Source organism: Streptomyces sp. L-9-10, from assembly GCF_004151105.1.
Classification (GTDB): Bacteria; Actinomycetota; Actinomycetes; order Streptomycetales; family Streptomycetaceae; genus Streptomyces.
Genome location: NZ_PHRF01000057.1, coordinates 142,369 through 154,568, shown reverse-complemented (window position 1 = coordinate 154,568; position 12,200 = coordinate 142,369). Strand labels below are relative to the sequence as shown.

9 protein-coding genes are annotated in these 12,200 nt (G+C 70.2%); 6 read left to right on the top strand and 3 right to left on the bottom strand.

Going from position 1 to position 12,200, the window contains the following annotated elements:
- Positions 1–52: 52 nt before the first annotated feature.
- Complete coding sequence (locus CU044_RS16225) at positions 53–3,172, top strand: ThuA domain-containing protein (protein ID WP_129769292.1); 3,120 nt, start codon at positions 53–55, stop codon at positions 3,170–3,172.
- Positions 3,173–3,263: 91 nt separating this feature from the next.
- On the opposite strand, the gene CU044_RS16220 is transcribed toward CU044_RS16225, so the two are convergent.
- On the bottom strand, positions 3,264–3,686 hold the full coding sequence (locus CU044_RS16220; protein WP_129769291.1) for a secondary thiamine-phosphate synthase enzyme YjbQ: 423 nt from the start codon (positions 3,684–3,686) through the stop codon (positions 3,264–3,266).
- A gap of 351 nt (positions 3,687–4,037) precedes the next feature.
- Here CU044_RS16220 and CU044_RS16215 point away from each other — a divergent pair, with 351 nt between their 5' ends.
- The 5 genes from CU044_RS16215 (at position 4,038) to CU044_RS16195 (ending at position 9,154) form a co-directional block, all read left to right on the top strand.
- A complete protein-coding gene (locus CU044_RS16215) occupies positions 4,038–4,904 on the top strand; it encodes an ABC transporter permease (protein ID WP_129769290.1) in 867 nt (288 codons plus the stop codon).
- Positions 4,877–5,671, top strand: coding sequence for an ABC transporter ATP-binding protein (locus CU044_RS16210; protein WP_129769289.1), 795 nt, complete (start codon positions 4,877–4,879; stop codon positions 5,669–5,671). The genes CU044_RS16215 and CU044_RS16210 overlap by 28 nt, the downstream gene beginning before the upstream one ends.
- Positions 5,672–5,746: 75 nt before the next feature.
- Positions 5,747–6,787: an ABC transporter substrate-binding protein gene (locus CU044_RS16205; protein WP_129769288.1), complete on the top strand. Its 1,041-nt coding sequence runs from the start codon at positions 5,747–5,749 to the stop codon at positions 6,785–6,787.
- A complete protein-coding gene (locus tag CU044_RS16200) occupies positions 6,784–7,986 on the top strand; it encodes an LLM class flavin-dependent oxidoreductase (RefSeq protein WP_129769287.1) in 1,203 nt (400 codons plus the stop codon). Before CU044_RS16205 ends, CU044_RS16200 begins: the two co-directional genes overlap by 4 nt.
- A gap of 79 nt (positions 7,987–8,065) precedes the next feature.
- On the top strand, positions 8,066–9,154 hold the full coding sequence (locus tag CU044_RS16195) for an NAD(P)-binding domain-containing protein (RefSeq protein ID WP_129769286.1): 1,089 nt from the start codon (positions 8,066–8,068) through the stop codon (positions 9,152–9,154).
- A gap of 42 nt (positions 9,155–9,196) precedes the next feature.
- On the opposite strand, the gene mltG is transcribed toward CU044_RS16195, so the two are convergent.
- A complete protein-coding gene (gene mltG, locus CU044_RS16190; protein ID WP_129769285.1) occupies positions 9,197–10,045 on the bottom strand; it encodes an endolytic transglycosylase MltG in 849 nt (282 codons plus the stop codon).
- 278 nt (positions 10,046–10,323) lie between these two features.
- Positions 10,324–12,168, bottom strand: coding sequence for an ABC transporter ATP-binding protein (locus CU044_RS16185; protein ID WP_129769284.1), 1,845 nt, complete (start codon positions 12,166–12,168; stop codon positions 10,324–10,326).
- Between the last annotated feature and the right edge of the window lie 32 nt (positions 12,169–12,200).

The window sequence follows — 12,200 nt, the reverse complement described above, 5'->3', positions numbered from 1 at the left end:
CCCCTGATCGGTACCGCACCCGCACACCGAACTCCCTCAGAGAGGACCGGTTATGAGCCGTCATGCTCGCGGAACAAGAAGGGCGGTCGTCGCCTGGGCAAGCGCGTTGCTGCTCGGGTTCACCGCGATCCCCGCCGCCGCCACCGCCGCCACCAGTGAGGAACCCGCCTTCCGTGCCCTGCTCTTCACCCGCGCCGTGGGGTACGTCCACGGTTCCATCCCCGCGGGCATCAAGATGTTCGAGGAGGAGGCGGCCGAGAACAACTTCGAGATCGTCCAGACTGCCGACCCGGCCGTGTTCGACGACGAGAAGCTGAAGGACTTCGACGCCATCGTCATGCTCCAGAACTCCGGCATGGTGTGGGACACCCAGGCACAGCGCGACGCGATGGAGACGTACGTACGGAGCGGCAAGGGCGTCGTCGCCCTCCACAACACCCTCGACATGGGCGTCGAGGAGCAGTTCCCGTGGTGGGACGAGACCATCAACGGCGGCGTCCACATGCCGGCCCACTCCCCCGGGGTGCTCCAGGGAACGGCCAAGGTCGCCGACCGCGTCCACCCGTCCACCAAGGGCCTGCCCGAGCGCTGGGAACGCCCGGAGGAGTGGTACAACTTCGACCGCAATCCCCGTGGCGACGTGCACGTCCTGGTCACCGCGGACGAGACGACGTACGACCCGGGCGGCTCCGCGATGGGCGCCGACCACCCCATCTCCTGGTGCCGCTCGACCCAGGGCGGCAAGGTCTGGGCCACCGCGATGGGCCACGACACCCCGGCGTACAGCGAGGCGTTCTTCCGGGACCATGTCGTCGGCGGACTGAAGTGGGCCGCGGGCGTCGAGGCGGGCGACTGCGGCGGCACCGTCTGGAGCGGCTACGAGAAGGTCACCCTCGACGACAACACCGCCGACCCGATGGAGCTGGACGTGGCCAAGGACGGCCGCGTCTTCTACGTCCAGCGCAGCGGCGAGGTCAAGATCTTCGACCCCACGGCCCACTCCACCGTCACGGCGGGCAAGCTCGACGTCTACACCGGCGGCGAGGACGGCCTGATCGGCATGGAACTCGATCCGGACTTCCGCAGAAACGGCTGGATCTACCTGTACCACTCCCCCGCCGACGCCACGAAGGACATCAACCGTCTCTCCCGCTTCACCATCAAGGGCAACACTCTCGACCCGGCCAGCGAGAAGAGACTCCTTGACGTGCCCGCCTACCGGGACCGCACCTTCCCGGAGCCCGGACACACCGGCGGCGCCGTGGAGTTCGGCCCGGACGGCACGCTGTATCTCGGTGTCGGCGACGACGTACCGCCCAACCTCGACCCGAACTGGCAGGGATACGCGCCGATCGACTGGCGTCCCGGCAAGGAGATGCTCGACGCCGCGCGTACCGCGGGCAACACCAACGACCTGCGCGGCAAGATCCTGCGCATCAGGCCCACCAAGACCGGCGGCTACACCATCCCCAAGGGCAACCTCTTCAAGCCGGGCACCAAGAAGACCCGCCCGGAGATCTACGCGATGGGCTTCCGCAACCCGTTCCGCTTCACCGTCGACCCGAAGACCGGATACGTCCATGTGTCCGACTACGGCCCGGACCGCGGAGCCCCCGCCACCGACAGAGGTCCCGAGGGGCTCGTCGAGTACAACGTCATCAAGAAGCCGGGCAACTTCGGCTGGCCGTTCTGCCACGGCGACAACCAGGCGTACGCCCCGTACAACCCGGACACCGGGGAAGTCGGCGCCAAGTTCGACTGCGCGAACCCGGCCAACCCCTCGCCCAACAACACCGGTCTCACCGACCTGCCGGACCTGGCACAGCCGGAGATCTGGTACGGCTACGGCGTGTCCGAGGAGTTCCCCGAGGTGGGTGAGGGCGGCTCCGCCCCGATGAGCGGCCCGGTCTACCGCTACGACAGCAAGAACCCCTCCACGACGAAGTTCCCGGCCTACTTCGACGGAGCCGGCTTCTTCTACGAGTGGGCGCGCAACTACGTCAAGGAGGTCCGGTTCGACCAGGACGCGAAGCTCCTCAAGATCAACGACTTCCTGTCCTCGGCGAAGTTCAACAAACCGATGGACATGACCTTCGGCCCCGACGGCTCGCTGTACGTCCTCGAATGGGGCAGCTCCTTCGGCGGCGGCAACAACGACTCGGGCCTGTACCGCATCGACTACGCCCAGGGGCAGCGCATCCCGGTCGCCAAAGCGTCGGCCTCCGTCACGAACGGGCCACTGCCACTGGACGTCGCCTTCTCCAGCGAGGGCAGCACGGACCCGGACGGCGACGCGCTGACCTACGCGTGGGACTTCGACGGAAACGGTACATACGACTCCACCGAGGCGGCCCCCACCCACACGTACACCACCGCGGGGGACTTCACCGCCCAGCTCAAGGTCACCGACTCCACCGGCAAGTCGGGCTACGCCAATATCCCCGTCACCGCGGGCAACACCGCGCCGAAGGTGACCATCGACTTCCCGGTCAGCGGCAAACTCATCACGTTCGGCGACAGGATTCCGTACAAGGTGACGGTCACCGATCCGGAGGACGGGCCCGTCGACTGCTCCAAGGTCACCGTCAACCCGGCACTCGGCCATGACGACCACGAGCACCCGACCACCGACATCCCGGGCTGCGAGGGCACCGTCGACACCGGTGACCTGGGCGGCCACCCCGAGGGCGCGGACCTCACCTACGTACTCAACGCCAAGTACACCGACAAGGGCGCCACGGGAACCTCCACGCTCACCGGCTACGGCCGGTCCGTACTCCAGCCGCGCCACAAGCAGGCGGAGTACCACGACGCCCAGTCCGGAACGCGCGTGGTCTCGCAGGCCGGCGCCGAGAACGGCAAGCGCATCGGCGACATCAGCGACGGCGACTGGATCGCCTTCGATCCGATGAGCGTCGAGGGCGTCAGCGGTGTGAGCTACGCGCTGTCGTCCCCGTACGGCGTCGGGGCGATCGAACTCCGGGCGGACGCTCCCGACGGCAAGCTCCTCGCCACCACCCCCGTCCCCAACACCGGCGGCTGGGACACCTACCGTCCCACCTCACCCGTCCCGGTCGAGGCACTCACCGGCACCCACCGGCTGTATCTGGTCTTCACCTCACCGCAGGACAACGCGTTCGACGTGGACGCGGTGGAGTTCATCAGCCCGTAGGCCCCGTCGCGAAGGTCCCGGACAGCACTACAGCAGGCGCCGCGCGCCCCGGTGGGCCCACCGGGGCGCGCGGCGCTTCCGGGAGCCGGGCTCAGCCGAGGAAGCTCAGCCGGACCTGGCGGTTCGGATTGTCGCCGTTGGTGTCGACCAGACACACCGACTGCCAGGTGCCCAGCTCCAGGCGCCCCCCGATCACCGGCAGCGTCGCGTGCGGGGGGACCAGGGCGGGCAGGACGTGGTCCCTGCCGTGGCCGGGGGAGCCGTGGCGGTGGCGCCAGCGGTTGTCGGCGGGCAGGAGGGTGTGGAGCGCGGCGAGCAGGTCGTCATCGCTGCCGGCGCCGGTTTCGATGACGGCCACACCCGCGGTCGCGTGCGGTACGAAGATGTTCAGCAGGCCGTCCCGGCCCGCCGCGCTGTCCCGGAGGAACTCCTCGCAGGCGTGCGTCAGATCGGTCACCGCCTCATGGGTGCCGGTGGTGACGTTCAGGGTCCTGGTGGTGAATGCGTCGGGCATGCCCCCATCTTCCCGCCCGCCCCGCGGGATCGCGCGTCCGCGTACCGAGACGCCATTGACCGGATCCGGAAACGCTCGCTACTTTTTGCGGCATGTTGCGTTCAGCTCTGCTCACCACGCGCGGTCACATCGACCTGCTGCGGGTGGCGTCCGCCGCGTGTCGTCGCGGCTGCTGACCTCTTTCTCCTCCCGGGGCTCTCTCCTTCCCCTGTGCCCCGCTTCTCCCGTCGCCCCGGTCGGTGTGTCCCGCTGACCGTATGCCGTCGTACCCCCACACGCCGGCGCTGAGGCGCATCTCCCCGCACTCTCCCCGCACGCTCCTTCCCCCTCCCTCGCGCCCGAGGAGCCGCCATGAGCATCGATCATGCCCCGCCGGACATATCCGCCATTTCGAAGAATGAACCCCTCGCGCTGGAGCCGGTGACCCCCGCCTCCGCGGCCGGTTCCCGACGCCGTGCCGTGCCGCGCTGGCTGCGGCGTACCGTCGGGCCGCTGCTCCTGCTGGTCGGCTGGCAGCTGCTCAGTACGACCGGTGTGCTGCACCGTGACATCCTCGCCTCCCCCGGCACCATCGCCGCCGCCGCGGGCGAGCTGATCAGCGACGGCACCCTGCCCGCGGCCATGGGGATCTCGCTCCAGCGCGTCGCCGTGGGACTGCTGCTCGGCGGGGTGATCGGGATCTCCCTCGCGCTGGTCTCCGGGCTCTCCCGGCTCGGCGAGGATCTGGTCGACGCGACCGTACAGATGCTGCGCACCGTGCCCTGGGTCGGGCTGATCCCGCTCTTCATCATCTGGCTGGGCATCGGCGAGGCCCCGAAGATCGCGCTCATCGCGCTCGGAGTGGCTTTCCATCTCTATCTCAACGTGTACGCGGGCATTCGCGGCGTCGACGAGCAACTCATCGAGGCGGGACAGTCGTTGGGGCTCGGCCGCTGGGGTCTCGTACGGCATGTCGTCCTGCCGGGCGCGCTGCCCGGCGCGATGACCGGGCTGCGGTACTCCCTCGCCACCGCCTGGCTCGCCCTGGTCTTCGGCGAGTCCATCAACGCCGACGCCGGAATCGGCTTCCTGATGAACCAGGCCAGGGAGTTCTTCCGTACGGACGTCATCGTCGTCTGCCTGGTCGTCTACGCCTTCCTGGGCCTGATCGCCGATGCCATCGTCCGCACTCTCGAAAGGCTGCTGCTGCAATGGCGACCGACATTCCAGGGCAAGTGAACCCGCTGAACACGGCTCCGGCGCCGGGCACCGCTCCGGTGTCCGACAGCGCGGTGGCGGTACGGGTCGAGGGGCTGACCCGGGCCTTCGACGGACGCCCGGTGATCGACCGGCTCGATCTGACGCTCCGTCCCGGGGAGTTCACCGCGCTGCTCGGCCGCAGCGGCTGCGGCAAATCGACCCTGCTGCGGGTCCTGGCGGGCCTCGACCGCGAGATCGAGGGGACCGTGCTCGTACCGAAGCGGCGCGCGGTCGCGTTCCAGGCGCCGCGGCTGATGCCCTGGAAGCGGGTCTGGCGCAATGTGCTGCTCGGCCTGGACGGCAAGCCCCAACGGGCCGTCGCCGAGGACGCGTTGGCGGAAGTCGGGCTCAGTCACCGGTCGGGGGCCTGGCCCAAGACGCTCTCGGGCGGCGAGGCCCAGCGCGCCTCGCTGGCCAGGGCTCTCGTACGGGAACCGGATCTGCTGCTGCTCGATGAACCGTTCGGCGCGCTCGACGCGCTGACCCGGATCAAGGCGCAGCGGCTGGTGGCCGAGTTGTGGCAGCGGCGCGGCTGCGCGGTGCTGCTGGTCACCCATGACGTGGAGGAGGCGCTGCTGCTCGCGGACCGGGCGCTGGTGATGCGGGACGGGGTGATCGCGTACGAGACGCCGGTCGCGCTCGACCGGCCGCGCGCCGTCGGCGATCCCGGTTTCGCCGCCCTCCGCTCCCGGCTCCTGACCGAGCTGGGGGTCGATGAGCCGGTCGCCACCGGCGCCGTCGCGTAGCGCTCTCGCCTCAGCCCTCTCTCCTCAGCCGCCAGCCCCCAGCCCCCAGCCCCCAGCCCCCAGGAAAGCTCGCCGATGAAACGCTTCCTCCCCGCCGCCCTGCTCCCCCTCGCCCTCCTCCTCACCGCCTGCTCCGGAAACCCGGCCGCCGACGACTCCGGCGGCGCGGGCGGCTCCGTCGACGGCAAGGGCTCCCTGACCCTCACCATAGGCGACCAGAAAGGCGGTTCGGAGGCGGTCCTCCGCGCCGCCGGTGAACTCGATGATCTCCCCTACCGGGTCAAGTGGTCCACGTTCACCTCGGGGCCGCCGATGCTCGAAGCCGTCAACGCCGGTGCCGTGGACCTCGGTTCCGTCGGCAACACCCCGCCGGTCTTCGCCGCCGGAGCCAAGTCGAAGATCACGGTCGTCGCGGCGGCCCACGGCGACTCGCGGGGCGAGGCGATTCTCGTGCCGAAGGACTCGCCGCTGAAGAAGACCGCCGACCTGAAGGGCAAGTCCGTCGCGGTCGCCCAGGGCAGCTCGGCCCACTACCAGTTGATCGCCTCGCTCAGGAAGGCCGGCCTCACCCTCGACGACATCAAGGTCACGCTGTTGCAGCCGGCCGACGCCCTGGCCGCGTTCAGCACCGGCAAGGTGGACGCCTGGGCCGTCTGGGACCCGTACACCTCGCAGGTGCTGCGCGGCGGGCAGGGGCGGGTGCTGACCGATGGCCGGGGTGTCGTCAATGGGCTGAACTTCCAGGTCGCCGCGCCGGCCGCGCTGAAGAACAAGGAGAAGTCGGCGGCCATCGGTGACTTCATCGAGCGCCTGCGCCGGGCGCAGGACTGGGTCTTCGACCATCCCGAGGAGTGGGCGAAGGTCTGGGCGAAGGACACCGGGCTGCCGTACGAGGTCGCCCTGGACGCGGTGAAACTGACCCACGGCACGCGCGTACCGGTGGCCCTCGACAAGGCCGCGATCTCCTCCGAGCAGGAGATCGCGGACACCTTCACCGAACTGAAGCTCATCCCGCACGCGTTCGACTTCTCCGACTACGTGGACGACCGCTTCAACAAGGACCTCCCGCCGTCGACCTCGCCGGCGCGCAGCTACGGAAAGGCCACTTCCCGATGAGCATTCATCTCCACTGGTTCCTGCCGACCGGGGGTGACGGACGTACGCTCGTGGACCGGCACGCCTACACCGACGGCGGCATCAAGCGCTCCCGGATCACCCCGGTGAGCGGGGTCAGGGCCCCGGACATCGACTATCTGGCGCAGATCGCCAAGGCCGCCGAGCATCTGGGCTTCGAGGCGGTACTGACGCCGACGGGCACCTGGTGCGAGGACGCCTGGCTGACGACGGTGGCGCTCGCGCAGCAGACCGAGCGGCTGAAGTTCCTGGTGGCCTTCCGCCCGGGGCTGATCTCACCGGTGCTCGCGGCGCAGATGGCGGCCACGTACCAGCGCATCACCCGGGGCAGGCTGCTGCTCAATGTGGTGACCGGTGGTGACTCGACCGAGCAGCGCCGCTTCGGCGATCATCTCGACCACGACCGCCGCTACGCCAGGACCGCGGAGTTCCTCTCGGTGATCCGGGGCGTCTGGGGCGGCCGGCCGTACGACTTCGACGGTGAGCACTACCAGGTGGAGGGCGGGCTGACGGCGCTGCCGCCCGATCCGCTGCCGGAGATCTTCTTCGGTGGTTCGTCCGCGGCGGCGGGACCGGTCGCGGCCGAGCACACGGATGTCTATCTGACCTGGGGCGAGCCACCGGCCCAGGTGAAGGAGAAGATCGACTGGATCCGCGGTCTCGCGGAGGAGCGGGGCCGTACGGTCCGCTTCGGTATCCGGCTGCACACCATCTCCCGGGACTCCGCCAAGGACGCCTGGGCCACGGCGGACCGGCTGCTGGACGATCTCGATCCCGAGACGGTCGCGGCGGCCCAGCAGGCCCTGGGCAAGAGCGAGTCGGTGGGCCAGCAGCGGATGATCGCCCTGCACGGCGGGTCGCGCGACCGGCTGGAGATCGCGCCCAATCTGTGGGCGGGGGTGGGTCTGGTCCGGGGCGGCGCGGGCACCGCGCTGGTGGGCAGCCACGCGGACGTGGCCGACCGGATCGAGGAGTACCACGAGCTGGGGATCGAACACTTCGTCCTGTCCGGCTATCCGCATCTGGAGGAGGCGTACTGGTTCGGGGAGGGCGTGACGCCGCTGCTGGCCGCGCGCGGGCTCCTCGCGCAGGTCCCGGCCTCGCCGCTGCTGGGCGTGCCGGGGGCGAACGGCCGTCCGGCGTCCGGCGGCGCTCCGCTGCTGCTCTCCGGGGGCCGGTGAGAGCTCCCCCGGACCGGACGGGCGGGCCCGTCTGTCCGGTCCGGGGAAGATTCCCGTCCCGGCGTCTGTTGGTAGAAACGTGAACGACTCTGGGGTGCGGGACATCGATGTAGTGGTCGTCGGCGCCGGACAGGCGGGTCTGTCCGGCGCCTACCATCTGCGGCGGTCGGGGCTGGAACCCGGCCGCGACTTCGTCGTACTGGACCACGCCCCGCGGCCCGGTGGTGCCTGGCAGTTCCGCTGGCCCTCACTGACGTACGGCAAGGTGCACGGCATGCACTCCCTCCCCGGCATGGAGCTGACCACCGCGGAGAGCGATGACGGCCGGCCCTCCTCGGAGGTCATCGGGGCGTACTTCACGGCGTACGAGCGGCGCTTCGGCCTCGGCGTCCACCGGCCCGTGGACGTACGGGCGGTACGCGAGGGCGGCGGCGGACGGTTGCTGGTGGAGACGTCCGAGGGGAACTGGTCGGCCCGGGGACTGATCAGCGCCACCGGGACCTGGGACCGGCCCTTCTGGCCGCGCTACCCGGGCCAGGAGACCTTCCGGGGGCGGCAGTCGCACACCGCGGACTATCCGGGGCCCGACGAGTTCGCCGGGCTGCGGGTGGTCGTGGTGGGCGGCGGGGCCTCCGGCACCCAGCATCTGATGGAGATCGCGGAGGTGGCGGCGGACACCACCTGGGTGACGCGCCGTCCGCCGGTCTTCCGCGAGGGCCCGTTCGGCGAGGAGCAGGGACGGGCGGCCGTCGCGCTCGTCGACGAACGGGTACGCCGGGGTCTGCCGCCGCGAAGCGTGGTGTCGGTGACCGGGCTGCCGGTCACCGAGGCGATCACGCGGGCCCGCGAGACGGGGGTACTCGACCGGCTGCCGATGTTCGACCGGATCACCCCTGATGGCGTGGCCTGGGACGACGGGCGGACGGTGGAGGCCGATGTGATCCTCTGGGCGACCGGGTTCCGGCCGGCTGTCAGCCATCTGGCACCGCTCGGGCTGCGTGAGCCGGGCGGCGGCATCCGGGTCGAGGGAACGCGCGCCGTACGGGACGAACGTGTCCATCTCGTCGGGTACGGGCCCTCGGCCTCGACGATCGGCGCCAACCGGGCCGGACGGGCGGCGGTACGGGAGATCAAGCGGCTGCTGGAGCGCGAACCGGCCATGGCCTGACACCCCGGAATTCCGGAGGCTGACACCGAGGCGGCGGAACGGTCAGTTCGAGCCGTCCGCGGACTTGCGGTTCTGGTTGAACTCCTCGACGTTGCGCCGTTGTTCGGCGTACTTGTTGGTGAAGCGGGTGTCCCCGGGCTTCACGGTGACGAAGTACAGCCAGTCGCCGCTCGCGGGATTGAGCGCCGCGTTCATCGCCTCCTCCCCCGGGTTGCCGATCGGCGTGGGCGGCAGCCCCTTGCGCTCATAGGTGTTGTACGGGCTGTCGATCTTCGTATCCGCGTGGCTGGTGTCCAGCGTGGAACGGTTCAGCGCGTAGTTCAGCGTCGAATCCATCTGGAGCGGCATGCCCAGCGACAGCCGGTTGTGCACGACTCTGGCGACCTTCCCCATGTCGGCCACCGAGTCCGCCTCCGCCTGCACGATGCTGGCGATGGTGACGGCCTGATAGGTCGACACCCCGGCGCGCTGCGCCCCGGCGCTGATACGGCCCGCCCCGAACCGCTGGTTGGCGGTGTTGACCATATAGCTCAGCAGATTGGCCGGGGTCGTCGCGGAGCCGACCGGATAGGTGGCCGGGAAGAGGAAGCCCTCGGGGTTGCCCCTGGCGGCCTCGGGCAGCCGCAGCCGCGCGGTGGCCGCCGCCTTGCGGGTGGTACCCGCGGGCAGGCCGAGCGTCTGGTCGACGGAGACATAGACCTCGGCGGCGCGCCGGCCCTCCGGGATGACCAGTGTCGTCCGTTTCTCGCTCTCGCCGTCCCCGGTCAGCAGGAGCACGGGAACCAGCACCACGGCGGCCACGACCAGGACCACGGTCAGCAGCAGGACCACCCGGCCCCGGCGGGTCAGACGGGGTCGCCCAGGGCGCGCCTCCGGAGGCTCGTTCATCATGCGGGCACGCTAACCCGGAGTGATCAGCGAACCCGGCACTTCAGGCGTGCCGACACGGGCGACGCGGCAATACCATACGAACGGCATACGAATAGCCCCCGAGTCACCTGCCGACGGCGGCCGGACCGGACACGGAGAGTACGCATTCCCGCTCACCGAGCGCGGTGCCGCAGGACACGCCCCAGCCGTATCGCCACTCGCCGTTCCCACGGCGAGGTCACCATCCGTCCCAGCCGTGCCGTCGCTCCCCGTCCCACGGGGGCAGCGGCCCTGCCGGGTCACGGCGAGACCGACGCCAGTTCCTCGGCCGGCTGCGGCTGTGCCGGCCGGCTGTCCCTGCGTACCAGGGCGGCGTAGCGGCCGTCCTGCTCGATCAGCTCGTCGTGCGTGCCCCGCTCCGCGATGGCGCCCGCGTCGAGGACCACGATCTGGTCCGCGTCGCGCACGGTCGAGAGCCGGTGCGCGATGGTGAGGGTCGTACGCCCCTCGGAGAGCGCGTCGATGGCCTGCTGCACCGCGTGTTCGGTTCGGGTGTCGAGCGCGCTGGTGGCCTCGTCGAGGATCAGCACCGGCGGGTCCCGCAGGATGGTGCGGGCGATCGCGAGCCGCTGCTTCTCGCCGCCGGAGAACCGGTATCCGCGCTCACCCACCAGCGTCTCGTAGCCGTCCGGGAGCGAGCTGATGTGGTCGTGGATCTGAGCGGCTCTGGCGGCCGTCTCGATCTCCTCGTCGGTGGCTTCCGGCTTGGCGAAGCGCAGGTTCTCCGCCACCGAGGCGTGGAACAGATAGGTCTCCTGCGAGACGACGCCGACGGCCCGTGCGAGTGTGTCGAAGTCCAGGTCGCGTACGTCGACGCCGTCGAGCAGGACCCGGCCGCCGGTCACGTCGTACAGCCGGGGTACGAGATAGCTCAAGGTCGACTTGCCGGAGCCCGTGGGGCCGACGACGGCGAGGCTGCCGCCGGACGGGACCGTCAGATCGATCCCCCGCAGCGTCGGGCGCCCCTTGTCGTCATAGCTGAAGTCGACGTCCTCGAACCGCACTTCACCGCGGATCGTGTCGAGCCTGACCGGCCGCTCCGGCTCGGTGATGTCGACGGGCAGATCGAGGTACTCGAAGATGCGCTGGAAGAGGGCCAGCGAGGTCTGCATGTCCACGCCGGTGGAGAGCAGGCTCACGGCGGGCCGGAACAGGCCCTGCTGCAGCGAGACGAAGGCGACGAGCGTACCGATGGAGACGGCCGTGCCACCGGCGCCCAGCGCGATGCCCGCGGCCCAGTAGATCAGCGCGGGCATGGCGGCCATGACGATGCCGATGGTCGACATCCGCCACCGGCCCGCCATGTTGGAGCGCACCTCCAGACCGACCAGCCGCTCGGACTCGTCCGCGAACGACTTCGTGAGCGAGTCGGCCCGCCCCATCGTGCGGCCGAGGAGGATGCCGCTCACCGAGAGCGATTCGGTGACGGTGGCGGCCATGGTCGCCATGTGGCGCTGGCGGTCCGTGGTGATCTTCTTGCGCTCGCGGCCGACGCGGCGGCTGATCCAGACGAACACCGGCAGCAGCGCCATCGAGACGGCGGTGAGCCGCCAGTCCAGGGCGAGCATCGCGACGACCGAGGCGACGACGGCCGTGAGGTTGGAGACCAGGGAGGTCGCGGTGGAGGTGACGGTCGCCTGCATACCGCCGATGTCATTGGCGATACGGGACTGGACCTCGCCGGTCCTGGTCTTGGTGAAGAAGGCGAGCGGCATGCTCTGGAGCCGGCCGTAGACGCCGGTGCGCAGATCGTGCATGACCCGCTGGCCGACCGTGGTCGAGATCAGGGTCTGGAGCACGCCGAAGACGCTGTTGACGACGGCCGTGAGGATCATGCCGAGGGCGAGCAGACTGAGCAGTCCGGTGCGGCCCTGCGGGATGGCGGTGTCGAGGATCTCGCGCAGCATGAACGGCGACGCGACCGTGACCAGCGAGGACGCGCCGACGAGCAGCCCGACGAGCGCGAGCCGGCCGCGGTAGGGACGGAAGAGGCCGAAGATACGCCGCAGCTGGGCGGGCGGCTCCGGCTGCCCCGGATCACCGGGGTGGGACGAGGGTGTCCACGTCGAGTGTTCGGGTTTCATGGGCTCCTTCGATGGCTGAGGGGATCCGGCGG